General features: G+C 63.8%; 20 protein-coding genes. 8 read left to right on the forward strand and 12 right to left on the reverse strand.

Going from position 1 to position 25,468, the window contains the following annotated elements:
• Window positions 1-210 precede the first annotated feature (210 nt).
• On the forward strand, window positions 211-6,999 hold the full coding sequence (locus ACQPW1_RS08875) for an amino acid adenylation domain-containing protein (RefSeq protein ID WP_433662247.1): 6,789 nt from the start codon (window positions 211-213) through the stop codon (window positions 6,997-6,999).
• Between the two features lie 9 nt (window positions 7,000-7,008).
• On the opposite strand, the gene ACQPW1_RS08880 is transcribed toward ACQPW1_RS08875, so the two are convergent.
• The 5 genes from ACQPW1_RS08880 to ACQPW1_RS08900 form a co-directional block, all read right to left on the reverse strand.
• Window positions 7,009-7,677 (reverse strand): lysophospholipid acyltransferase family protein, encoded by a 669-nt coding sequence (locus tag ACQPW1_RS08880; protein WP_433662248.1) that lies wholly within the window; start codon window positions 7,675-7,677, stop codon window positions 7,009-7,011.
• A gap of 120 nt (window positions 7,678-7,797) precedes the next feature.
• The gene (locus tag ACQPW1_RS08885; protein WP_433662249.1) at window positions 7,798-8,793 is read right to left on the reverse strand and encodes a Fe2+-enterobactin ABC transporter substrate-binding protein; all 996 of its coding nucleotides are present in this window, start codon (window positions 8,791-8,793) and stop codon (window positions 7,798-7,800) included.
• Between the two features lie 54 nt (window positions 8,794-8,847).
• Window positions 8,848-9,696, reverse strand: a complete 849-nt coding sequence (locus ACQPW1_RS08890; protein ID WP_433662250.1) for an ABC transporter ATP-binding protein — start codon at window positions 9,694-9,696, stop codon at window positions 8,848-8,850.
• 11 nt (window positions 9,697-9,707) lie between these two features.
• Complete coding sequence (locus tag ACQPW1_RS08895) at window positions 9,708-10,733, reverse strand: FecCD family ABC transporter permease (protein ID WP_433665187.1); 1,026 nt, start codon at window positions 10,731-10,733, stop codon at window positions 9,708-9,710.
• Between the two features lie 26 nt (window positions 10,734-10,759).
• Complete coding sequence (locus ACQPW1_RS08900) at window positions 10,760-11,770, reverse strand: FecCD family ABC transporter permease (protein ID WP_433662251.1); 1,011 nt, start codon at window positions 11,768-11,770, stop codon at window positions 10,760-10,762.
• Window positions 11,771-11,884: 114 nt separating this feature from the next.
• Here ACQPW1_RS08900 and ACQPW1_RS08905 point away from each other — a divergent pair, with 114 nt between their 5' ends.
• The 7 genes from ACQPW1_RS08905 to ACQPW1_RS08935 all read left to right on the forward strand — a co-directional run bounded on the left by ACQPW1_RS08905 (window position 11,885) and on the right by ACQPW1_RS08935 (window position 18,028).
• The gene (locus ACQPW1_RS08905) at window positions 11,885-12,742 is read left to right on the forward strand and encodes an alpha/beta fold hydrolase (protein WP_433662252.1); all 858 of its coding nucleotides are present in this window, start codon (window positions 11,885-11,887) and stop codon (window positions 12,740-12,742) included.
• 339 nt (window positions 12,743-13,081) lie between these two features.
• Window positions 13,082-14,236 (forward strand): hypothetical protein, encoded by a 1,155-nt coding sequence (locus ACQPW1_RS08910; protein ID WP_433662253.1) that lies wholly within the window; start codon window positions 13,082-13,084, stop codon window positions 14,234-14,236.
• 268 nt (window positions 14,237-14,504) lie between these two features.
• Window positions 14,505-15,149, forward strand: a complete 645-nt coding sequence (locus ACQPW1_RS08915; protein WP_433662254.1) for a hypothetical protein — start codon at window positions 14,505-14,507, stop codon at window positions 15,147-15,149.
• Between the two features lie 525 nt (window positions 15,150-15,674).
• Window positions 15,675-15,995 carry a type VII secretion target gene (locus ACQPW1_RS08920; protein ID WP_433662255.1) on the forward strand — a complete coding sequence of 107 codons (321 nt, stop codon included), beginning with the start codon at window positions 15,675-15,677 and terminating at the stop codon, window positions 15,993-15,995.
• Window positions 15,992-16,753, forward strand: a complete 762-nt coding sequence (locus ACQPW1_RS08925; protein ID WP_433662256.1) for a WXG100 family type VII secretion target — start codon at window positions 15,992-15,994, stop codon at window positions 16,751-16,753. Before ACQPW1_RS08920 ends, ACQPW1_RS08925 begins: the two co-directional genes overlap by 4 nt.
• Window positions 16,753-17,298, forward strand: coding sequence for a hypothetical protein (locus ACQPW1_RS08930; RefSeq protein ID WP_433662257.1), 546 nt, complete (start codon window positions 16,753-16,755; stop codon window positions 17,296-17,298). The genes ACQPW1_RS08925 and ACQPW1_RS08930 overlap by 1 nt, the downstream gene beginning before the upstream one ends.
• 13 nt (window positions 17,299-17,311) lie before the next feature.
• Window positions 17,312-18,028: a hypothetical protein gene (locus ACQPW1_RS08935; RefSeq protein WP_433662258.1), complete on the forward strand. Its 717-nt coding sequence runs from the start codon at window positions 17,312-17,314 to the stop codon at window positions 18,026-18,028.
• Here the strand turns inward: ACQPW1_RS08935 and ACQPW1_RS08940 are convergent.
• The 7 genes from ACQPW1_RS08940 to ACQPW1_RS08970 form a co-directional block, all read right to left on the reverse strand.
• Window positions 18,025-19,323, reverse strand: coding sequence for a cytochrome P450 (locus ACQPW1_RS08940; RefSeq protein WP_433662259.1), 1,299 nt, complete (start codon window positions 19,321-19,323; stop codon window positions 18,025-18,027). The genes ACQPW1_RS08935 and ACQPW1_RS08940 overlap by 4 nt on opposite strands.
• A 103-nt stretch (window positions 19,324-19,426) precedes the next feature.
• Window positions 19,427-20,785 carry a cytochrome P450 gene (locus ACQPW1_RS08945; protein ID WP_433662260.1) on the reverse strand — a complete coding sequence of 453 codons (1,359 nt, stop codon included), beginning with the start codon at window positions 20,783-20,785 and terminating at the stop codon, window positions 19,427-19,429.
• A gap of 33 nt (window positions 20,786-20,818) precedes the next feature.
• The gene (locus ACQPW1_RS08950) at window positions 20,819-22,024 is read right to left on the reverse strand and encodes an acyl-CoA dehydrogenase family protein (RefSeq protein WP_433662261.1); all 1,206 of its coding nucleotides are present in this window, start codon (window positions 22,022-22,024) and stop codon (window positions 20,819-20,821) included.
• Between the two features lie 11 nt (window positions 22,025-22,035).
• Window positions 22,036-23,109, reverse strand: coding sequence for a methyltransferase (locus ACQPW1_RS08955; RefSeq protein WP_433662262.1), 1,074 nt, complete (start codon window positions 23,107-23,109; stop codon window positions 22,036-22,038).
• 1 nt (window position 23,110) lies between these two features.
• Complete coding sequence (locus tag ACQPW1_RS08960) at window positions 23,111-23,824, reverse strand: hypothetical protein (RefSeq protein ID WP_433662263.1); 714 nt, start codon at window positions 23,822-23,824, stop codon at window positions 23,111-23,113.
• A 46-nt stretch (window positions 23,825-23,870) separates the two neighbouring features.
• Window positions 23,871-24,530, reverse strand: a complete 660-nt coding sequence (locus ACQPW1_RS08965) for an iron-containing redox enzyme family protein (protein ID WP_433662264.1) — start codon at window positions 24,528-24,530, stop codon at window positions 23,871-23,873.
• Between the two features lie 176 nt (window positions 24,531-24,706).
• Window positions 24,707-25,159, reverse strand: coding sequence for a PaaI family thioesterase (locus ACQPW1_RS08970; protein ID WP_433662265.1), 453 nt, complete (start codon window positions 25,157-25,159; stop codon window positions 24,707-24,709).
• Window positions 25,160-25,468 lie beyond the last annotated feature (309 nt).

The following is a 25,468-nucleotide window of genomic DNA, read 5'->3' on the forward strand; positions in this document are numbered from 1 at the left end:
AAGCCAAATGTGCGGTAGATCGGTCGGTTCGTGATAGGAATCCGACGGTTGGGGGCGACGGCGACGTCACCGACCCGAAAGGGTCTACCTGTCGCGAACTGGTCAAGTGACCAATAACCGGCGACGAACGGTGAGCAATCTGCTGAAGTAAAGCAATGTGTAGGGGAGGCAGGTGTGAGGGAAAACGCGTCCGGGCCAGTGCGAGAACCAGTGCGCACGCGCCCAGTGCCCCGACGGCCCAAGGCAGCGATCCTGCCGCGGCTGTTGGCGGTGGCGGCGGAGGCCGACCCCGATGGGGTGGCCGTGGTGTTCGGCGGGGCGGTGCTCCGCTATCGCGAGCTCGACGAGGTGTCGTCGCGGTTGGCGCGATTGTTGATCGGGCGCGAAGTCGGCCCTGGGGACCTTGTCGCGGTGGCTATCGCGTCGCCGATCGGCGCGGTGTCGGCGATGTGGGCGGTGGCGAAAACCGGGGCGGGCTTCGTCGTGGTCGATGCGAATGAGTCAGCGGAGCAGGCGGAGTACCTGCTGTCCGATGCGCGACCGGCGATCGGTCTCATGGCGGGCACACCGTGGTCTGGATCGAGTGCGGCGCAGGGCTCGATCGAGTGGCTGCTGGTCGATGATCCCGGTGTGCGGGGCGAACTCGCCCAGCTGTCGAGCGATCCCGTGACGTATGAGGATCGGTTACGTCCCATCCAAGAGGATGACATCGCCTTCGTGACCGCCGGCTCGACGGGCATATACGACGCCGTGCCGGTGAAGCAGGCAGACGTAGCCGCAATCGGCGCGGGGCCGGATCGGCACCGGCTATCGGGACCCCTCGGCGAGTTCTTCTCCACACTCTTCCCCCGCTCGGCGTCTCCCGTGCAGGGAAAGACACTCAGCGAGTTGTTCGACGACGTGGTGGCGACGCACCCCGACGCGACGGCGGTCAAATTCGGCGCCGAGACACTGACCTACCGCGACTTGGATATCCAGGCGAACAGGCTGGCGCGCAAGCTGATTGCGCTGGGCATCGGCCCGGAGCCGCTGGTGGCGGTGGCGTTGCCCCGATCGCTGGACCTGGTGGTCGCCTTGCTCGCGACGGTGAAGGCGGGCGGCGGCTACCTGCCGGTCGATCCGGCGTACCCGGCGGATCGGATCACCTACTTGCTCGCCGATGCCGAGCCGATGTGTGTGGTGACGGAGCCGGGCAGCACCCTGCCCATCGCGGCACCCTCGATCACGGTGCGCGACAGCGACCTTCCCGACCTGGACGGCTCGCCGATCACCGACGCGGACCGAGCGATCGCACTGCGCCCGGAGAACCTCGCGTACGTGATCTACACGTCCGGTTCGACGGGACGCCCCAAAGGGGTGCAGATCCCGCACCGCAATGTCGTGACTTTGTTCGCGAATACGCGGGCGCAGTTCAACTTCGACCACCGCGATGTGTGGACGATGTTCCATTCGTACGCGTTCGACTTCTCGGTCTGGGAACTGTGGGGACCGCTGCTGCACGGCGGCACGTTGGTTGTCGTGGACTACGACACCTCGCGAGCCGCCGATCAGTTCCTGGAGTTGCTGCGCGACGAGCGGGTGACCGTACTCAACCAAACCCCTTCGGCGTTCTATCAGTTGGCCGAAGCGGACCGCACGGCATCGGCGACCGTCCCGTTGTCGTTGCGGTACATCGTGTTCGGCGGCGAGGCGCTCGAGTTCCACCGACTCGACGACTGGCGCGCCCGCCACGGCGAGATGCAACTGGTGAACATGTACGGCATCACCGAAACGACCGTCCACGCGACCATTCATCGAGTCTCGGCGAGCAACCGCAGCGTAATCGGCTCTGCCATACCGGGTTTGCGAATCTGGGTGTTGGACGACCGCTTGAATCCGGTGCCGACCGGGGTCGCGGGCGAGATCTACCTCGCCGGAACGCAATTGGCGCGCGGCTATCTCGGCAACGCCGGATTGACGGCCGCGCGGTTCGTGGCCAACCCCTTCGTAGCAGGCGGCTCCCGCCTGTACCGCTCCGGCGACCTGGCCTCGTGGAACGCCGACGGCGATCTCGTATACCTGGGACGTGCCGACGACCAAGTGAAGGTGCGTGGCTTCCGCATCGAACTCGGCGAGATCGAGGCTGCCGTGCTGGCCATGGAATCGGTTCGCCAAGCCGCCGTGGTCGTTCGCGAGGATGCGCCAGGCGACCAGCGCATCGTGGCGTATCTGGTTGGGCAACCGGACATCCCAGCGTTGCGCACCGAGGTGGCGCGGGTGTTGCCCGACTACATGGTTCCCGCGGCCTTCGTTGTCATCGACGCGATACCGCTGACCGCGCACGGCAAGTTGGATCGTAAGGCGCTACCCGCGCCGGTAGTCGAAACCGCGGTGTTCCGTGCGCCGGAAAACGCCGTCGAAGAAGCAGTGGCCGACGTGTTCGCGACGGTGCTCGGCGTCGCCCGAACGGGCTTGAACGACAACTTCTTCGCACTCGGCGGCAACTCGCTGCTGGCCACGCAGGTCGCGGCCCGGCTCGGTGCGGCATTGGACGCGCGGGTGCCCGCCCGCCTGCTGTTCACCGCGCCGACGGTGGCCGCGTTGGCCGCCGAGATCGGACGGCACCTGGGCGCCGGGGGTCGCCGGGCGTTGGTGGCCGGGCCTCGGCCGGAGCAGATCCCGCTGTCGATGGCCCAGCAGCGAATGTGGTTCCTCAACCAGTTCGACCGGGATTCGGCGGTTTACAACATCCCCATCGCGGTGCGGCTGACCGGCGATCTGGAAGTCGCGGCACTGCGCCAGGCCATCGCGGACGTGATAGCGCGGCACGAGATACTGCGCACGGTGTATCCGCAGCACAATGGTGTTGCCTACCAGTCGATCCGGACCGCCGAGGAAGCCGTTATCGACCTCGCTCCGGAATCGGTCGAGGCGGCTACGGTGCTGCCGCGGATTGTCGAAGTGGCTTCCGCGGGCTTCGACGTAGCGGCCGAGATTCCGTTGCGGGCCAACCTATTCCGTGTCGAGACCGATGATGCCCTCGAAACCGAACACGTGCTGGTGTTCGTCGCCCACCACATCTGCAGTGACGGTTGGTCGATGGTGCCGCTGACCCGCGACGTGATGATGGCGTACGCGGCCAGATCGGCTGGTGCAGCACCGGATTGGGCGCCGCTACCGGTACAGTACGCCGACTTCAGCATCTGGCAGCGGGAAACGCTCGGCGCCGAGACCGACCCGGACAGCGTGCTCTCGCGGCAGATCGAATACTGGCGTACCGCGCTGGCCGACCTGCCCGACGAGCTCGAACTGCCCTTCGACCGGCCTCGACCACCCATGCGATCGTTCACCGGTGGGCACGTGCCGTTTTCGATCGACGGCGAGGTGGTACGCGAACTGTCCGAGCTCGCCCGAGCGCACAATGCGACGCTGTTCATGGTGCTGCACACCGCGCTGGCGATCTTCCTGGCCCGCTGGTCGGGCACCGACGACATCGCCGTCGGCACGGCGGTGGCGGGTCGCGGCGAGTCCGAACTCGATGCGGTGATCGGCATGTTCGTCAACACGCTGGTACTGCGCACCCGGGTCCACGGGCAGGAGAGCTTCGGTGCGCTGCTCGAGCAGGTCCGCGAAGTAGATCTGCAGGCGTTCGAGCACGCCGATATCCCGTTCGAGCGGCTGGTGGAATCGCTGAACCCGGATCGGTCGACGGCACGAAACCCGTTGTTCCAGGTCGGGTTCGTCTTCCAGAACCTGCCGGATGCCGCCTTCGAGTTGCCTGGATTGCAGGTCGCCGCAGTCGATTTCGAGCCGGGCATCGAGAAGTTCGACCTGTCTCTGGCGGTCCGGGAGACGGCTGCGGGCATGGCCGCGCAGTTCTCCTTCGCGCGAGACCTGTTCGACGAAGCCACGATCCGGGTGCTGGCGGACCGGTTCGTGCGGATGCTGGCGGCAATCGTCGCGCGGCCGCAACTACCCGTCGGCGACCTTGCGCTGCTGACCGACGACGAGTACGCCGCGTTGACCCGGGCCCAGCCTGCCGCGGCGGGCGCGCTTATGCCGGACCTGATGATTCGTGGTGTGCGTTGGGGGCGTGACCGGATCGCGGTGCGCGATCAAGGTCTATCGATCACCTACGGTGAACTCGACGACCATTCGTCCAGGCTGGCGCGATTCCTCATCGGTCTCGGAGTGGGACCGGAACGCATTGTCGCGCTGGCTTTCCCGCGCTCGCGTCAGATGCTCGTAGCGGCGCTGGCGGTCACCAAAGCCGGTGGTGCGTATGTGCCCGTCGATCCGACCTATCCGGTGGACCGGATGCGGCACATGGTGACCGATTCGGCGGCGATGATCGGCCTGACCGACACCGAATACGTCGATCGCCTGCCCGACGAGGTGACCTGGCTGATGCTCGATCACCCGGCCATCGCGACGGTGTGCGCGCGACGATCCGCGCTGCCGATCACCGATGCCGACCGGATTGCGCCACTGCGCCTGCACAATCCGGCGTACCTGATCTACACCTCCGGTTCCACAGGCGTGCCGAAGGGCGTCATGGTCACCCACGCCGGACTGGCCGGGCTGATCGAGCACACCGTGGGTGTCCTCGGGCTCGAACCGAACCATCGACTGCTGCACTCGATTTCGCCGAGCTTCGACCCGGCGGTATTGGAGTGGTTGTGTACGTTGTCGGTCGGCGCGACCCTGGTCATCATGCCGCCCACCGTGATCGGCGGGCCCGAGTTCGCGACGGTACTGCGCGACGAGCAAGTGACGCATTGCAGCGTCACCCCGGCGGTGCTGAGCACCGTCGATCCCACCGGCGTGTCAACCGGGACTTTGCTGGTCGGCGGTGACGTCACCGCACCGGAGTTGGTGGCGAAGTGGCAGCCTGGCCGCCGGTACATCAACGCCTATGGTCCGACCGAGGCCACCATCGCCGTGACCCTCGGCGCGCAGACCGCGGGCCGTGAGATCACCATCGGCGCACCGGTGCGCGGTGTCGCGGCATTGGTGCTGGACTCGCGACTGCATCCGGTACCGCCCGGCGTCACCGGTGAATTGTATTTGGCCGGGAAAGCATTGGCTCGCGGCTATCACGCGCGCGCCGGGCTCACTGCGGGCAGGTTCGTCGCCAACCCGTGGGGCGAGCCAGGTGCGCGCATGTTCCGTACGGGCGATCTGGTGCGCTGGTGCGCGCCGCCCGAACAGGCCGTCCCCGCGCAACAGCCGTGGGAGCTGAAGTACGTCGGACGATCGGACTTCCAGGTGAAGATCCGTGGCTTCCGCATCGAACTCGGCGAGATCGATGGGGTGCTCGGCAGCAACGAAGATGTCGACTTCGCGGTCACGATCGGCCACGAAACCCCCACCGGGGAAACGGTTCTGGTGTCGTATGTGCGTGCCGTAACCGGCCACGAGCTGGACACGGATCGGCTCACCGAGTACGCCGAGCGCAGCCTGCCACGGCATATGGTGCCCGCCGCGATCCTGGTGCTCGACGAGATTCCGCTGACACCGGTCGGCAAGCTGGACCGAAAGGCCTTGCCGGAGCCAACCTTCGGAGCCGCGGCCTTCCGTACACCTGGCACCCGAACCGAGGAGATCGTCGCCGAGGTGTTCGCGGAGGTGCTCGGCGTCGAACGGGTCGGCGCCGACGACGACTTCTTCGCTCGGGGCGGCACTTCGTTGCTCACCCTCACTCTGCAACACGCCCTGTCGGCCCGACTCGGCGTAGAGCTGCCGGTAGCGACGCTGTTCGGTGCCTCCACCGTGCGCGGCCTCGCCGCACGCATCGCGGGCCAGGACGCCCCGGTGCACAGCCCGGCCATGATCACCGCCGATGCCGTACTCGGACCGGAGGTTTCGACCGTCGACCTCGCCCCGATCCACCAGGGACGCGCGCGTGACGTGCTGTTGACCGGCGCGACCGGTTTCGTCGGGGCATACCTGCTGCGCGAGCTACTCGACCGGACCGACGTCGTCGTCTGGTGTCTGGTCCGTGCCGACTCCGTCCGCGCGGCACGCGACCGGATCAACGAAGCCTTAGAGCGCTACCAGCTGTGGGGTGACGCACCGGAGGCCCGAATCGTCCCCGTGCCAGGCGATCTCGCCGAACCGTCGCTCGGGCTGTCCGAGACCTGCCACGCGTGGCTCGCCGAACGGATCGACGTCATCTACCACAACGGCGCCCACGTCAATCACCTCGAGCCGTATTCCCGGCTGCGCGCCGCCAATGTCGAGGGCACCCGAGAGGTGTTGCGCCTGGCGACAACTCACCGGATCAAACCCGTCCATTTCGTCTCCACCATCAACACCGTGATCTCCACCGTCCACACCGACGCACCGGTCGACGAGGCCACCAGAATCAGCGCCGACGAACTGCCCGCGCAGGGATACATCGCGAGCAAATGGGCGGCAGAGCAACTGATCCTGCAAGCAGGCGAGCGCGGTGTGCCCACCCGGATCTACCGGCCCGGACTGGTTTCCGGCGATCTCCAGGTCGGCGTCAACAGCGCCGACGACTCGTTCTGGAACATGATCCGAGCGGCGGCGATCCTCGGGATGGCCCCCTACGTGGGTGCGGCCACGATCTCGCTGGCCCCGGTGACGTACGTGGCGCGCGCCATCGTGGAGATCTCCATCGGCCCCGCGACCGCCACCGCATACCACCTGGTGAACGACACACCACTGGCGATCCGCGACATCTTCGAGAGTCTGCGCAAGCGCGGACTGCCCATCGAGATCGCACCACTCGAAACCATCCAACTCCGGCTTGCCGACGAAGCGAACGCCCGCTACCTGGCGGGTGACGACTCCTTGGTGCGTGCCGCCCTGCTCGGCGGCAACTATGCGGGCGGCGCGGGCGAGCTCGTGGTGGATTGCACCAACACGCGAGAAACGCTGGCCGGGAGCGCGATCAGCTGCCTGCCGATCGACGAGAGCGTGCTCGACACCTACATCGGTGCCTTCATGAAGTCGGGATTCCTGCCGACTCCGATCGGGAGCGCCAACGAATAACGTTGTAGGTCAATCCACAATGCGCAGGTCTTCGATCTGCGTGCGCAGGTGGTCGAGCAGCTTCTCCGGGTCGTCGAAGTCGCCGGGGTGGATGGGTGCACCGAAGTGGATCGTCACTTGCTGGCGGCGGTCGAAGGCCGGCCCGGTGCCGCGGGTGCGCCGCATCGGCAGCACCCGATCGGTGCCGGTGGTGCCGACGGGAATGATCGGAACCCCGGTCGCCAGCGCAAGTTTCGCTACACCCGGTTTGTAAGTCTCATGCTCTCCGGCAGCGACAAGTCGCCCCTCCGGATAGATGAGCAGCACCCCACCGTGCCGGAGAATCTGCTCGGCCTGCGACAGCGCGGACTGCCCGGACTCGCTGTTGCGGCGCAACACCGGAATCTGGCCGAGCCGCCGCACCAGCCACCCCACCACCGGCCACGACCACAGTTCCGCCATGGCGATGGCGACGGCTCGTCGCCGCAGCGCGCCCCAGAGGAAGACCGCGTCCAGCATCGAGATGTGATTGCTGGCCACGATCACCGGCCCGGTCTTCGGCACCGCTTCGCGGCCGATCACCGTGACGCGCACGACATTCGACCAGGCCAGCGTGCGCAGCACCCGCCGCACCAGCTTCGTGGTCAGCCACGCGCGCTTACCGAGCCCCTTCGGCCGCCGTACCGATTCCTCGTTCATTGCTACCCCCACACGGTGCGGTCGGCTCGAAATTCCAACCCTCGAACCAGGTTACCGACGCCGGTAACCCGAACCGCCCGTGCGGGATCCAGATTGCTGGTCAACAGTGCACGTCGACTGTCACTTGAAGCGTGCCGCCAGGAGGTCGAGGGTGCTCATGACATTGCGGTAGTCCGGGCGCTGGCTGGTCGCGGGCAGCTCATAGACCTGGCCGGACCGGAAGGCCGGGAGATTGGCCAGCATCGGGTCCTGCTTCAGCTGGTCGAGGGTGCGACCGCCGTCGAGCTGGATGACGATCAACGCGGGGGCATCGACGACGGTGGTCAGCAGTTCCGGACTGAACGACACCCAGTCCGCCGCGGCTGGCCGCGAGGGGTTACCGGCCTTGGCCTCCACCTGCTTGTCGATGGTGAAGCCGGCCTCGGTCAGCAGCGTGGCCAGCGGGGTGCCGGGTGCGATCACCGACGGCTTCAGGTCCTTGCGTGACTGGAAGACGGAGACCGCGCCCTGCGGCGGCTTGATCGAGGACCTGACCTTCGCGACCTTGTCGTTGTACTGGCCGATCAGCCCGTCCACCCGGTCGGCCCGGCCCACCGCGTCCGCGACCGCCTTCAGTTGGTCCTGCCAGTTGGTGAAGGTGGTCGACACCAGCACGGTCGGGGCGATGGCGGAGAGCTGATCGTAGGCCTGGATGGACTGCTGGGCGGGGAAGCCCTGCCCGCCACCGATGATCAGGTCCGGCTGCTGGGCGGCGATGAACTCCAGATTGATGTCGTCGCCGGACGGAAGCAGCGCGGTGCCTTGCTTTTTGGCGTCCGCGTCCCAGGCCGCCGGGAACTCGCCCGGCTTCAGCGTGACGCCGAGTACCCGCGGGTCCGCGGCCTTCACCGGGACACCGAGGTCGAAGAGATACCCGGCGAGCGCGCCGTTGACCACGGCGATGCGCTGCGGATTCGCCGGAACCGTGATGGCGCCGCGCTCGGTCTGCACCTGCCGGGTGGCGGACTTGTCGGCCGGGTCCGAGGTGGAACTGCTACACCCGGCCACCGCGACCAGCGCGAGTATCAACAGGGCGACGACGGCGCGTAAGCGGGCCGTCATTCGGTACAGCGTCATGAATCGGTGATCCTTATCGTGTTGTTGGACAAGCTCATTCGCGGGCCGAACCGGTCAGCCCACCTGTGCGGCATTGTGTGCGAGCGGAATGACCAGCGGCGCACCGGTTTCCGGGTCGTCGATAATCCGGCAGCCGAGATCGAAGACCTCCCGCACCAACTCGGCGGTGACGATGTCGGCGGGCGCACCCGCCGCGACCACCCGGCCGTCCTTCATGGCGATGAGATGGCCCGCGTAACGGAAGGCGTGGTTCAGGTCGTGCAGGACGGCGACCACGGTGCGGCCGGACTCGCGATTCAGCGATCGGCACAGATCGAGCAGATTGATCTGATGCGCGATGTCCAGATAGGTGGTCGGCTCGTCGAGCAGGATCATCGGGGTGTCCTGGGCGAGCACCATCGCGATCCAGACCCGTTGGCGCTGACCGCCGGACAGCTCGTCCACCGGCCGGGCCGACAGGTCCGTCACACCCGTCGCCGCCATGGCCGCGGCCACCGCGTCCTCGTCCGCCTTCGACCATTGCCGCAACAGCGACTGGTGCGGGTATCGGCCGCGGGCAACCAGATCGGCGACCCGGATGCCGTCCGGCGCGATCGAGGACTGCGGGAGCAGCCCGATCCGGCGCGCCACCTCCTTCGCCGGATACGTCGCGATCGCCTTCCCATCCAGCAGCACCGCACCGGATTCGGGCGTGAGCAACCGGGCCAGTGCGCGCAACAGCGTGGACTTACCGCAGGCGTTCGGGCCGATGACGACGGTGAATTCACCGTCCGGGATGTCCACCGACAGCTGGTCGCTGATCGTGCGGCCGCGGTAACCGAGGCGAACCCGATCTGCCCGCAGCGCGGCGGTTTTCGCCTCGTCCGCGCCCGATTCGACCTGGGGATCATGCTTTTCGTTCATCGTCATTTCCTCTAGGTCCGCCGAGCCTCGGTCACCAGCAGATACGCCAGATACACGCCGCCGATCGACACGGTCACCACGCCGACCGGCAGCTGAGTCGGCGCGAAGGCTCGCTGCGCGACCCAGTCGCCGGTGATCAGCAGCAGCGCCCCCATCGCCGCGGCGGGCACGAGCGCGGTGGACGGCGTGCGCGCCAGCCGACGACCCAACTGCGGTGCCGCAAGGGCGACGAACGCGATCGGCCCGGCGACCGCGGTGGCCACCGACGTGAGCGCGACGCTCAGCACGATCAGCAGCAGCCGCGCCCGCCCCACCTTGACGCCGAACGCACGCGCCAGATCGTCACCCAGTTCCAGGACGTGCAATCGAGGCGCGGCCGGGATCACCACAATGGTCAGCACGGCCAACAGTACGAGCGCGGGCCCGACCTGTGTCCACGACAAACCGCTCAGCGAACCCGCGCCCCAAGCGGCGGCCGACATTGCCGAATTCAGATCGGCACGCAGAATCAGCCAGGTGTTGACCGAGGCCAACATGGCGCTCACACCGATACCGATGATGATCAGCCGGAAACCGGTCACGTTGTGCCGGAAGGCAAGTAGCTGGATGACCACTGCCGCGCCGAGGCCACCGAGCAACGCGCCGAGGGCGGTCTGGAAGTGGCCGCCGCCGAGCATGAGCATGGCGATCAGCGCGCCGGTGTAGGCGCCGGTGTTGAAGCCGACGATATCCGGGCTGCCCAACGGATTTCGGGTCACCGATTGCAGGATCGCACCGCTCAGGCCCAGCGCCGCGCCGAGTGCGAGAGCCAGGACCACTCGAGGAAAACGCCACTGCCACACGACAAGCCGTTCGAACCGGTTGTCCCCGACGAACAGCACGCGCAGCACCCGATCGGGTGGAATCGGGTAGTCGCCGGTGCCGAGCGCCAGCACGGCGATGACGAGGGCCGCGATCAGCAGCACCGCGCAGACCACCACGGTGCGTACTCCGATGCGCGCCGTGATCCCGGTGCGGCGGGACCGGAGCCGCAGCATCGACCGGCCGAAATCGATCCCGGAGCTCACGACGAACCAACCTGGTCGCGGCGGGCCAGCCAGATCAGCACCGGTGCGCCGAGGAACGCGCTCACCAATCCGGCGGGCACCTCGTCGGGCCGGATGATGATGCGGCCGATCACATCCGAGCCCAGCACCAGGATCGGCGCGAGCAGCATCGAGTAGGCGATGATCCAGCGTTGGTCGGCGCCGACGATCCAGCGTGCCACGTGCGGCACCGCCAAGCCGACGAAGGTGATCGGACCCACCGCCGCGGTCGCCGTGCCGCACAGCAGCGTGAGTGCCACCACGGTGAGCAGGCGGGTGCGCCCGACGTGGACGCCGAGCGAGCGCGCGAGGTCGTCGCCGAGCGCGAGGGAGTTGAGCGAGCGGGACGCGATGACCGCGGCGATCACACCGACGGCGATGAACGGGGCGGCGCCACCGATGACGTCATAACCACGGCCGGTCAGCGATCCCGAATCCCACTGCCGCCATTCATCGAAGGCCTTGGGGTGCAACAGGATCAAGCCCTTGGTCAGTCCGGTCAGCGCTGCGGTGACCGCGACACCCGCCAGGGTCAGCCGGATCGGGTCCGAACCCTGCCTGCCCGCGGTGCCCAACCGGTACACCACCAGCGACACCACGGCCGCCCCGGCGAACCCGAACCACACATACGACGTGATCTCGGTGACGCCGAGGAAGGCGACCGCGAGGGTGATGGCGAAGGCCGCGCCCGCGTTGACGCCGAGGAGGCCGGGATCGGCCAGCGGGTTGCGGGTGAGCCCCTGCATCAGGCAACCCGCGACACCGAGCGCGAGCCCGGCGAGCAGGCCGAGCAGGGTCCGCGGCACCCGGTATTCGGTGACGATCACATGATTGGGGGAGCCGTTACTGTCCCAGATCGCCGCCCAGATATCGGGGATCGACACGGACTTCGTGCCGACGACGAGGCTGAGCAGGCACGCCGCCGCCAGCACCGCCGCCGCGGACAACCACCCTGACCAGCGCCGGGGCTGGATTCTCGGTAGGTCCATCGGGTCGTTTCTCCACTATGTTCGACAATGATCGAACATAGCCTAGCCTTGCCTACCTTGGATGTGACAGCACGGTGCAAGCGCTGCGCAATCGGTGGGGATCAGGCTGTTCGCATGCGAAGCAATGCGGTGCGATCGACGGAATTCGAGACGGGGTCGGTGTGGTCGAGTGACGGCACGCCGATCGGCTATCGGCGGATCGGCCGTGGACCGGGCGTGATCCTGGTGCACGGCGCGATGATGACGGCGCAGCTGTTCGACGAGCTCGCCCGGGCACTGGCCGAGGACTTCACCGTCTACGCGCCCGATCGACGCGGTCGCGGCATGAGTGGGACGGTCGGGCCGGACTACGGGATCGGGGCCGAGATCGAGGATCTTGCCGCGCTGCTGCGAGAGACCGGCGCCCACAACGTGTTCGGGCTGAGCTCGGGTGCGGTGATCGCGCTGCGTGCGGCATTGGCGCTGCCGGAGATCACGAAGCTCGCGTTGTACGAGCCGCCGCTTGCCGCGGGCGGGGTGTCGCCGTTGACGTGGGCGGTACGTTATAACCGTGAGCTCGCCGAGGGCCGGATCGCCGCCGCGTTCGTCACCATCCTCAAGGGCACCGGCGACGTACGGAGCATCGCGTCGCTGCCGCGGTTCCTGCTGATGCCGGTTATGGCGTTGGCGTTGCGGATGGACAGTGGCCGCGACGGGGTGGCGTTGCGTGATCTCGTCCCGACTGGGCGCTACGACGTCGAGATCGTCCGCAGCGTCGGCGATCGGTGGGCGGAAGTGGCCGAACTGCGTTGCGACACACTGCTACTCGGAGGCACCAAAAGCATTGAGTATCTGAAGGAGGCGCTGGACCAACTGCACACGGTGCTGCCGGATGCGAGGTATGTGACGCTGGCTGGTGTCGGGCACACCGCGGCATTCAATGATGGGAAGCCTGAACTCGTTGCCGCGGAGCTGCGTCGCTTCTTCAGCTGATCCCGCGTCCAAGCGGTTGGCAACAACCCCAGACCCAACTGATGCACTTGCCGGGTCCCTCAGTGCCGAGTTTGCCGCTAGCCGTGGGGCCCCCTCAGGAGTGTTTGCATCTGATGGTGACTTCTGTACTTCATTCCGCATGTAGCCAGGTTTGCGCGAATGGTTGCTGGTGCCACGTCTGGAATGCAGTCGAGTCGCATGTAGTGCGTCAGCTACGAGAACGACAGCGGCACAGAGCAATCAGGCCTTAGACTTGCTGAATGGCCGCGGAGTCTATCGCTGAACTCTGCCCCTTCGGAAGTTGGTGACGGTATGTCCGATTTGCCACACAAGAGGATTGTGGTCATCGCCGATCCTGGCGAAACCGCTGCGGGTGCGCGGGGTATTCTGAATTTCCAACTCCCGACTCCCTATATACAAAATCCGCCGCCATCGCGATATTGCTTCTGGAAAGACATTCGGCTGTCGGCCGAGGACTCACAGGATTCGATCCCTGATCCGGAGATCTACTCTGTGACAACCTTTCCGACATCCACCGAGCTGTACGCCGCGACGAAGCTGTTCATCATCAGCTGGGACTCGGCCAACGGTGACCCGCTGTACCGGTCCGATGCCACATTGACGTACCTGCGAACGCAGGCGAGAGTCCATGTGGGCGAACTGATGAAAGGGCAGGCGATAGTCTTCATCGAGTCCCAGACGGCCCAGTCACGTCCGGTGCAGGAGTCCTACGACGCCGTGCTCGGGGCAGGCGAGCTCCGCGTCGTCACCGACTGGCCGAGTCGCGCAACCGCGCACGGCACCAGGGCGCGGCGGGACCGTGCACGGAAAAACCATCCGATTCTGCGTGGACTGTCCGATCCGTTGGACCCCGAGTTGAACCTGTGTAAGGCGCGACCACACGAGATCTTCGGTTATGTCCCAGACGAATTCATACCGAAGAACAGTGACGGACGGGCGAGAGGCGGAATACGCTACGACCCGCGAAATGGCATATCGACTTCCATTTGGTTCGGCTGGTTCACGTGGTGGGGCTCGGACTGGATACCGTTGCTGTACAACGACGGTCCCGATAGCGACAGAGGCCCGGTGCTCCTGGCCAAGGTGCGCGGTAAAGGACTGATATTGGCTTCCACGATGTGGATCTCGGCATCGCAGATCAAACTGGCGTCCCGTATAGCGGAGACGGCACTCTCGGACGAGTTGATGGAGGAAGTCCGTAAACACCACCGCAGTGCGAAGTTTCGACGCCGGGTGGTGGACGTCCTGGTTGGCTTCGGGTTCCTTGCCGCGTTGGTACTCGCGCTGATGGGGATGATCGCCGTTGCTCGCAGTCATGACCGGGAGTGGGTACTTTCGGTAACCGGGATCGGCATGGTCGGCGTCACCGTCGCGGCCTGGCAGTTCTTTGTGCAAAAGATTTGGTTCCGGCCGTTCGGCATCCCCTTCTATTCGGCGTGGCTACGGTCGGGCCGGATGGGGCGGCACAGCTAACTCACCGCACAGCCTGTGCCGCTACGCGGACGCCGCGACTCCGAAGGGGTCGTACTTGGTCGGTCGCCGACTGTGATCGGGACGTGGCGACTCGCCCTTGGATGCTGGAGGGATGCCCGATAGCGTCCGCTAGACTGCGTCCGCCCGCTGTCAACCGACATGGGCCCAGTGTCGGTCACTTTCGGGCAATGGAAGGGTATGGGCGTTGTCGGAGCGTGCCTGGTGGGACCGGCCATACGATGTCCGGAAGTACCCTTTCGACCAGCTCATGCGTTCGCACCTCGGTGTCGACACACTGGAAGATCTGCACAAGTACCACGATGTGCCGCGGCTGACGTCCGAGAACGAGCAAGCAACAGACCTGCATCGGCTGCTGTACAAGATCGGCCGCGAGTTCTACGACGTCTATGCCCGATTCGTTGCCGAATGGGTTCGGCCACTGTTCGGTGAGGACGTCGTGTACCAATCGAAGCCGAATTTCCGTTTTCAGGTGCCCGGCGACGTTGCCGTGGCAAAGTGGCATCGGGACAGCGAATCCGGACACCATCCGAGCGAGACCAATATCTGGGTGCCGTTGACTACGGTGAACGATCGAAATTGCGTCTGGCTGGAGTCGTCGAAGGGTGCGCGAGACTTCCAACCGGCCGTCGTTTCGGTCGGTTCGGCCCTTATCTTCAAGGCATCCAGCCTCGAGCACGGAAATGTGCCGAATACATCCGGCCGAACGAGAGTCAGTTTCGAATTCCGGGTCATCAGAGCTTCTGAATATCAGGATCGCGACGAGGTGTCGGTCAACCTCGGCAAGCGGTTCGCGGTCGGCGACTACTTCGAACAACTGCCGGCTGTTGTGGCGAGCTGTCCGGAACCTGTCCAAGCGGTGGGCAACAGCCCGATACCCCAGCTGATGCGCTGACGGTGCGGGCGAGATCCGTTGGCGGACAGACGCTGCCGAATCGGACCCGCGCTTCCATTGCCGACGACCGGCAGGTCCGCACCGGATTCCGTGGCAGCGGTCAGCATCACCTTGTCGGGTGCGCCGCGTACGGCCTGTCGGGAGATCGTCCGCGCCCCATCGGAGTAGGCCCGTTCCTCGGCGCGCCGCGGCATCCGCGACTCGACCGTCTTCAACGAAATGGCAACCGGTGCCCAGGTATACATCGCCTACCTGCTCCCCAAACCGGTTCTGGAGTGAGTGTGGTTGGTGCTGCACTGATTTCGTAAAGGTCGTCTTTGCCGTAGGGGGCGGCCATGCCGTCGACTCGGGTGGTGCTGCTGGCGTCGGCGCGAGCAGCGGCATAGCTGAATGTTTGTTCGACTCAGGTGAGTCCGCGCTGATCCGATGGAACCGATCAGCGCCGAGCAGCGTCAGATACTTTGCAAGGTAGTTATCTGCCGCTCAGCTTCGCGAACGACGATCACAGAATCAGTAGGTGCATGGATGACTGAAGATTTCCGAGTCAAGCCGGACGACGTGGATTTGGCGGCACGTGGGCTGTGGAAGATCGCCGAAGACAACAGTCAGGCTGTCGCCTACGCCCAGAAGTGGCTCGAAGTGCAAAGCAGCGGTGGTCTCGTTCTCACTCCGGTACTCGATCAGCTGCAGGAGGCGTGTGATCAGCTGAAGTCGAACTACGAGCGCTTGGGCACGGTGACCGACAACTCCTCGACCGAGCTCACCAACGCCTCGCGCATGTACCGGACCACTGATGCCAAGCGAGCCAAGGACATGGACGCCTACTACGGAAGGATCGGCAAGTGACAGCAACGACCGCCTACCCCGTCGAGAAGCTGTCCGAACCGCAATCCTCGGATCCGATTCATGACTACGTCGAGCTCGTGATCAGCGGCAACGGCCCCAGTTTGACGTATCACCTGAACAACCTCATTGCCATGGCGACCAGCCCGTTCGTGGCCGGCGGCGGCTTCAACTGCATCGCGACGATCACCAACAATCTCTCCGGCGACTGGGTCTCGCTGCAGAAGTCGGCTGACGCGATCGGCAAGCTGGCCGAGTACAACCAGGCCTACCACGAGTCGATCGATGCCGCGCTGAAGAATGTGGAAACGTCCTGGCAGGGGAACGCAGCCGAGAGCGCACGCGCGTATTTCGAGTCGCTGACCAAGGCTCTCGACGGCCAAGCCGACGCCTTGAGCAAAGTGGCCGACGAGATCTCCGCTTACGCTCTCGCCTCCTACGGTATGGCCAACGGAATCGCCGACCTGGTACAGACTCTCGGTGACCGCGCCATCCAATGGTTGGTCACCGAACTCGCGGCCGCCGCATCGGCTTCGACCGTCGTGGGCGCCGGAGTGGCGGCGGCGCTGGAGGCGGCCGCGGCGGCGTTGGCGGTGTACATGGCGGCTACGGTTGTCAAGATTATCGGCAACCTCGGCCACATGGTGAACGCCTCCGAGGCACTGGTCGGGGTGATGTCGGGAGGAATCAGCGCGGCGATGGAAGCGTCGAAGATTCCTGCGCTTCCCGCCTCTTCCTACGATCACCCCGGTGTGTCGTGATGAAGGGCGACAATGAGCCGATGCTCGATCTGGTCGGCAACGATATCGGCGTGTCACGGCATCTGTCGAAGGCGTTGAAGATCCTCGCCGACAGTCCCGGCATCGACAAAGACCTGCAGAAACAGCTGCGCGAGATCATGAATGGGCAGGGCAGCCTGCGCGATCTGGCCCGCAGCGAATCGTTCACCCGGTACAGCGAGGCCGCGATGTCGAAGATCGTTGCCGATACCGCGAGCAGAACACCCGAGGAGATCCAACGGCTGGCGGGAGCAGGAGAACGGATCCTCGACACCTACCGCAATGAGGTCCCCGACGTATCGTCTGCCGCGAGCAGTGCGCCGGAAACCGCGGCCCTCGAGTCCAAGTCGAGCCCGGCAGCCGTGACGCTGGCCGACCCGACTGCGCACCGCGGTGATCCGAGGGTGACGCGCAACGTGATTCCCGGAACGCGCAAACCGGACCGTGACCGGATCGTCGCCCCCGACGAACCCGATGATGACGATCTCTACTATCGGGATCGGCGTCAACGCGGATGGCTCGAATGAGCAAGGAGGGCCGATGGACCGCCGCCATCAAGTAGACGACCCCGCCGGTGACGACCGGCGAGGTCAGCCGCCGATGACGTATCAGCGGCCATGGACCGGCGCAGATGATGCGACGGTCCGGCTGCGCCGCTGCCGAGAACCGTTGCCGCACACCAAATTGCTGTACCGGGACAGTGTGGCGCGGACTGTCGATCCGCTCGAATTGGAGCTCGCCCAGGAACTTCCCGATCTCTGCAGCAGGCACGGACGTCCAGCATCGGCACGCAAGCCGATCAGAGTACCTTTCTACGATACGAAGCAGCACCCCAGGTTCCACCGCACCTCCGTGGAAAACTGGCACAGCAGGGTGCTTTCACCGATGTCGACGATCCTCGTCGGTGACTGGCCGGTTTGCGACCGGTGTGAGCGCTCCGGCCGAAACTCCCGCCGCATCGCCGCAGTGCTCGCAGCGGTGATGGCCGCCAACCTGCTCATCTTGACGATCCTGATCGTTGCCGCGTGGGCCGGGTACAAGGCCGACTTTCAGACAGTGGTCGAACCCTTGGTGTGGGCATTCTTTCCGGGCTCGATTCCCCTCGGCGCCTGCGCGGTGCTGCTGCTACTGCGCAGCGGAACGCAGCCAGCGGTGTTCCGACCGATCTATGACGAGCGATTCGCCTTCGTCCAAGCCCACCCGCGCTTTCGTGCAGCGTTGCAGGCCATCCCCGAGACGAGACAGCCCGACTTCTAGATTCTGACCGGCAGTTTGTCCAATCCTCGGAGGTTGATCCGACCGTTGCGCTCGACGTCACCGTCGATTCGGAGAGAGTCGAACCGGGACACGAGTCGTTCAACCGCGATGCGTCCCTCCAGCCGTGCCAGCGCAGGACCGAGGCAAGCGTGAGCGCCGGCTCCGAACGAGAGATGGCTGCGAGCATCGGGGCGACCAATATGCAGCTCCGCTGCGTGGGGCCCCCAAAACGACTCGTCGCGGTTAGCTGATCCGATACTCGCCAGCACTATCGACCCTGCTGGAATCTCGTGCTCGCCGACGGTGTACGGCGTGATCGTGATTCGGCGGCTCATCTGGACTGGGCTGTCGAACCGCAGGACTTCTTCGACAGTATTTGCCGCGATGCTGGGATCGGTCCGAAGTGATCGAAGCTGATCCGGCGCCTCGAGCAGCGCGAGCGTGCCGTTGGCGATCAGATTGACGGTCGTCTGATGCCCGGCGACGTACAGGAGTGCGACCTGTGCGATCAGCTCATTGCTGCTGAGTACATCTCCGTCCACCTCTGCGCAGATCAATGCTGAGAGCAGGTCGTCGGTCAGGTGCTTCCGCTTCCACGCGATCGAGTCGGTGACGATGGCGATCAGTTCGGTGTCAGCTTCGGCGATGGCAGCGAGGAGGGTGGGGTCGTTCACTGGCTCCAGCGAACGGACGAATGTTCCGGTGACCTCGCGGATTCGGGCGTGGCTCGCGTTCGGCATGCCCAGCATTTCTCCGATCACTGCGAACGGAAGCGGCGACGCAAGTTCATCGACCAGGTCGCAACGCCGCTTGTGCGCGATTCGATCGAGCGCGTTGTCGACGTGCCGAATCACGTTCGACTCGAGCTCGGCGATGGCACGCGGTGTGAATACCTTGGACACCAGTTTGCGCAGTCTGGTGTGGTCGGGGGGATCTCGATCGGCCATGGCGAGTCCGAACATGCGCCAGCCACGATCCCCGCCCGCTCGGTCTCGCAGCTCGCGGATGGGGCTCGGTGCCAAGTGCTTACTTTCGACCGAGAGATTGGATCGCAGCAGAGCCGACACATCGTGGTATTTGGTGAGTACCCAGAATCCGAGCGGATTGAAGCTGACCGGTGATTGGTCGCGCAACTCCGTGTAGTGCGGATATGGGTTGTTCGCGAATCCTGGTGCAAACGGGTTGAAGGTGATCGAGTTGGTCCGTTTCTCGGGGCGACCGGAGTCGGACCGACTTTCGAAGCCCGGTTCGAGATTATCGTTCTGTGCGGGTGATACACCGCTGATATCGTCCATGGAAAACTTCCTGATCGGCTGAACAATGTCCTGAGCTATCCCATGGCGTGGATCGAACTCTGCGTGGTGGGCCCGGCCTGCCGGTCAGCCCAGCTCGAGTGCGTCACAGCTTGGACAATGTGATCGGCAGCGAATCGACGGGCGCCGGCAATGCGCTGATGTCAATGCGCATCTCGTATTCGGGCGGGACCGACCATTCGTATCCACGCAGGAGATGATGCATCACTGCCTTGATCTCATACTGTGCGAAATAGAGTCCGATACATTTGTGAATTCCCGCGCCGAACGGGGCCCATGCCAATCGGTGTACTTTGTCCTCGGCTCGTTCTTTTGTGAATCGTTCCGGGTCGAAGATTTCAGGGTCACGCCAAATCTCTGCGCGTCGGTGATTGACATTGGTCGGCACAAAGATGAGCGTGCCTTTCGGTACGAAATAACCGCAGACTTCGGTGTCTTTGACGGCTCGTCGTGGTTCGAGCGGTGTCGGCGGGCAAAGGCGGGATGCTTCCTTGAAGACGAGCTCGACATCGGTGAGTCGCGATAGATCCTCGAACGAGAGGTCGATGTTCAGCTCCATCGATTGTGCTCGGGCACGGTCCTGCCATCGAGGGGTTTTAGCGGTGTAGTAGACCATGTTCGCCAGGGTCGTGGTAGTAGTGTCGTGTGCGGCCATCAAGAGGAAGATCATGTGGTCGACAATGTCTTGATCACTGAAACGGTGGCCGTCGCCACTTTCGGCATGGCACATCACCGACAACAGATCGGCGGTCTCGCTGCCGCGAGCATGATCGATCCGCTCGACGAGGAACTCTTCGAGTACCCGTCGCCCGCGTACCCCTTTCGACCAGCGACTACCCGGTAACGGTCGACGCAAGATAGCGCCACTCGCCCGCAGGCAGGCGATGAACGCGGCGTTGATTCTGTCAGCTTCGGGCCGCGGCAGTTTAGCGCCGAGGAAGACTTCGAGTGCGACATCGAGAGTCATTTTCTTGAGGTGCTGATAGATCGGCACGGGGTTGCCGTCTTCGACGCTGCCGACGGGAAGTGCGGCGATGTGGCGCGCGACAATCGGTTGTAGCTCTTGTAGGTATCCTTTGAGCACGGTCGGCGTGAACGCCTGTTGCATGATTGTTCGGTGGTGCCGGTGCTCCTCGAAGTCGAGCAACATCAAGCCGCGATCGAAGAAATTGCCGATCAATGGGCTCCAGCCCGGGCCGTTGGCGAATGCCTTCGCCTTGTTCATCAAGATTGTTTCCGCAGCGTTCGGCCCGCACGCGGCAACCCATTTTGTTCCGAACATATTGAGCACATGAACCGGCCCATACCGCTGTTCGTTGAGGCGGGCCTGTTCGAACAGATTCCGACGTTGGCGCAGCATCTGAATGATGCCGTTCGTGGACGGACCGGTGATCTGCTCGAGGCCGCTATCCGGCGGTGGGGCCGCCAACGACTGAGTTGTCATGACGAGTCTCCTGAAGTCGGGGCATTGGAACGGTCAGATCAGCCCTTCGGCCGACAGCGGATGCCTGGCAGTGATCTTTTCGGCACCCAGCCAGAGAGCACCCGCCATTTCGAGCATCTTCGGTTGCCCCATGAGATGCTGGCTGATCGTGGTGAGGTCGCGAAGATATCCCTCGATCGGGCAACTCCGATATATGGTCACGCTCCCGAGTACGTCTGCCAGGATGCGTACGGCATCGAGACATGCGCGAATCGTGTGAACATATGTGCCCGCCAAGGCTGCTCGCAGCCTGATCGGTGGTTCATCGCCCGACTCCAACGTAGTCCAGAGTTCGTCGAGCACGTCGTAAAGATAGCTACGCGCTGAACCGACCATCGCATGCGCTTGCGCGACACCGGCACGGATCCGCGGGTCCTCACGGGCTGGTCGCATCTCGGGCACCAGCATCTTGTCGGCCAGGATCTGTTCGGCCACTTCGAGTGAGGCACGAGCTATTCCGAGCGGTACTCCGGGTACGTTCGCGAAGAACATACCGGGCCACGCATAGAGAGGGCCTTCCCGACGACGCTGCCGAAGATCGCGGAATCGGAAAGTTTGATCGAGAGGGACGAATGCGTCGGAAATTCGATAATCGTGGCTGCCGCTACCGGCGAGGCCGGTCGTGTGCCAGGTATCGAGTATTTCGAAGTCTTCGGCAGGCAGCAACGCTATGCGTATTTCGGGGCGTCCGACCTCGGTGAGCACAGGGGCGCCATTGTCGAAAACCACGGCACCGCCAATGATGACGTCGGCATGACCGCAGCCGCTGCCGAACTGCCAGCGTCCTTCCAAAGTGAATCCGCCGGCCATCTTGTGCAACCGTCCGGCGGGAACGATCCATCCGGCGGTGATTGTGTCGAGGTTCGAGAACAGCCGGCGAGCCGGTTCGTCCTCGAGGGCGGCCGAATAGAACCCGCCGTCGGATCCGATCATCGCGCACCAGCCTGCGGCACCGTCTGCCGCCGACAGTTCCTCGATGATTCTGTTCTGCGTGCAGATATCGACTTCCGGTCCGCCCCATTCGCGTGGCATGGGCATCCGGAACACGCCGGTCGAACGCAACGTTTCGATGGTTCGCTGGGTGAGCGTCCTGTTGCGGTCGCTCTCGGTCGCTTCGGCGCGGAGTATCGGCGCGACCGCGCGGACGTTCTGCAGGATGGCGGCGCCGTCGAGGGTCTGCGCATCGCTCAACAAGGTCATGTCAACTCCTGTCAGACCGGGCGGGCTTCGAGCACGCGATAGTCGAAGGGCGGGATCGGCGGTGACATCTCCACAAGTTCGAAGCCGGACGTTTGCAGCAGCACGCCGAAGTCTCCCTCGGTGCGCTCGCATCCACCGGTGACGACGAGCATATGAAGATCGAGAAGTAGCGACTGAATGCCGGCACCGTCGCCTGGGATGATCTGGTCGGGCAGGGTGCGCTCGAGGATCAGCAGTCGGCCGTGGCTGGGGATCGCCGCCCGTACATTGCGCAGGATGGCAAGGCACAGTTTGTCGTTCCAGTCGTGCAGTATCTGTTTGAGGAGGTATGCGTCGGCGCCTGCTGGAATCGAGTCGAAGAAATCGCCGGTTACGATCTGACATCGGTCGGCGACTCCAGCCGCCTCGAGTCGGGTCGTGGCGGTGCACAGTCCGGTCGACCGGTCGAACACGATCCCGGAGATCTGCTGCTCCGCCTGCAAGATCTGTGCGATAAGCGTTCCATCGCCGCCGCCGATATCAACCACGGTTCGAAATCGGGATAGACCGGCCGCGGCGATGATCCCCGGTGCGGCGTCGCGACTCTGTTCGGCCATTGCCAGATTGAAAATGGTCGACGGCTCGGGATCTCGACTGTAGTAGTCGAGCCAGTTCATCTGGTATGCGAGATCCCACCCCGGTTTGCCCGACCGTACGCTCGGAACCATCTCGCCCCAACTACGCCAGACCTCGGGGCCGGTCATCGTTCGGACAAGCCCTAGTACTGAGTCGGTAACGTCGCTGCGCAACGGGCGGCCGAGTTCTGCCAACGTGAACGTTTCGTTGTCGACACAGGTGAGGACGCCGAGTCCAGCTAGGGCCAGCAGCAGCCGATGTAGCGACTGATGGTGGGTGCCAGACTTGTCGGCGAGCTCGTAGGAGGTCAGCGGTCCGTCGGCAAGCAGGTCGGCTATGCCCAGCTCGGCTGCGGCGTTGACGGTTTTCGCGGCCATTGCCTGAAGGACCATGCGCAGCAGGAACGTCTGCGCATTCGGCTTATGTTCGGAGTTTCGAGAGTCGATGGCATTGTTGACGACGGGCTCCACGTCAAGCCCCTATCCGTGCGGTTCCGCGCGGTTGCCGACTCTCTACGTCGGTTTGGATATTCTTCATCGTCACTTTCCGATGGAAGTAGTGATAACTGCGTGCCAGTGCGTAGTCGACATGTGCCTGTTCGCGGGTCATGAAATAGGTGATATAATCACAGATCGTGTCGTCACCCAACAGATGGATTGCCTCGTGATGGACGGGAACTGTTCCGAAGTCCACGAACATGGGCAGCACTTCATATCGTACGATCCCTGCGACAATTTCGAAGCCTAGAGTGTGTGATAGTAGCGCACAGTTCTTCATGATTATCCCGAGGAGCAGGTCGCCGCGATAGGCAGGCTCGACCGCTACGTTGTTTACCTCTAGAATCCGCTTGCGCGACGCGCCCGGAATGAGTCTGTGATAAATCGATTTGTCACCGACCGGCGTGAGCCTGAATATTGCGGCGGTCTCGTCGCAGTAGGTTACCCGGTAGCACAGTGAAGCGGTGGCCGGAAGAAATTCTTCCCTGTACAGCCCGAGTGGTTTCAACGCCCGTTCGAGAAATTCCTTGTACTGGCGATAACTTTCTTCATTATCGTCGACATCCGGAATCTCGTGCGTCTGGTACTTGCGGAGTTCCTCGATGACAATGGCGCTGGCCGGAGATGCCGAGAATGTTATCGGCAATTCTAGATCACGATTGTCGAGAATAACTTGCGTTTCGAACATACAACCCCCCAGAGCGTGCTGCGCCGGCGCAAGAGCGCCGGTCGTGTCAGGCCGCCGCGAGCACGTCGTGGAACATTTGGCTGTAGAAGTGGATCGTCATCCGCCGCCCTTGCACTACCTCATCCATATCGGATTCCTTGACGATGAGATTGTTCACGGCATTCTTGACGTCTTCGATGTGCTTGGCATCGAAGCCCGCGTGACTGTGGATGAAGGTGACCTGACTGCGCTGCATCCCGTACTTTTCCACCAGCACTTCGGCGAATACCGCGCCGACACCGGCGCCGAGACCTTCGGTCAGGCTAGCGACACCGAGAATTCCGAGCGGATTACCGTAGGTCGCCATGTAGTAGTTCTGCGCCACCAGGCCCCAGGCTCCAGGCTTCGGCGGTTCCGCAAGGACCCGCTCTGGATCCTCGCCATAGGTCCTGAGGTCTTTGATGCAGAACAGATCGTGGTTGTTCTCTTCCTGTACTTGCTCGAAGAACCAGTCTCGAAGGCCGCGATAGTCGTCGCCGAGTCGTGCTCCGGCCAATGAAAGCATTCGCGAAGTGTGCCGGACCATGTGGTATGTCTCGCGGAGGTAGCTGATGTAGTGCTCGCGCTTCATCTTTCCTTCGAGTACAAGCGCCAGAAGCGGGTGCTGTTCGATTTCCTTTCTGTGATCGTCGGCGGTTGCGGCAAGAAGGATTTCGAAATTACTCATGATAGATCTCCAGACATTTTGATACAGATTTGCCAAGTATTGATGATGCGCCTGCAACACGGCCTTTCTTGCCCCGGACATGGGTAGAGAAGGTCGGTTAGTTGAAGTTTGGCATGTTGGATACTGGAATTCAGGATTCGAGCACGATCTCGGCCCTCACCCTTATGCCTCGGTGACTACGGACGTGCGGGACCGTTCGGTGACGCTGAGGAGAATGCCAGCAAACGATAGGTGCCGATCGCACGGGCACGGATCCGCCCGTCCGGATCGGTGAGCTTTGCTTCAAGGTGCGCTGAGTTCGTGCTCATCGACACAATGTGTGCTTCGCCCAGCACCTTGCCCACCGCGATCGGTTGAATGAAATCGATGGTCATCGAGATTGTAGCCGGTAAAAACTTTGCATCGGTGAGTCCTACAATCGCCGAGCCCATGCATTCGTCCAGCATGGCTGCGATGTAGCCGCCGTGCACGTTACCAGCGGGATTTGTGAATTCGTCCACAGTAGTGAACGACAGATGGATCTTTTGAGAATCTCTGTCAAGATCGATTAGCGTCCAGTCGATAGCCGCAGCCACCTGCGGGCGTTCTCCGAGGCGGTCGAATACCGTTGCAGGTTCTGTACGTTCCATCGACAAAATCCCCCTTATAAGTTTGAGTTGCGTGCGATCTCACCCACCGCACCGCGTCGACGTTCGGGTAATCAACGAACGATAACGAGATAGGCACCACTGTATCTACTGGCCGCGTCGACGGCAACCCCTAGATGTTGACGGCGTGCCAGGTGCAGACCGGTCGGCGACGCGCCGCGCGTCGGCGTGCTCCGGCGTGGTCGGCGGAATCCAGTTGTCCACTGCCACAGTAGAATTCGATGCCATCGCCGTGCGCTGTCGACGTGTTCGAGCATGTACGCGAGGTCTGGTCGGAGTGCTGACCGCGTA

The sequence above is a fragment of the Nocardia sp. CA-128927 genome (genome assembly GCF_050955855.1).
Lineage (GTDB): Bacteria > Actinomycetota > Actinomycetes > Mycobacteriales > Mycobacteriaceae > Nocardia.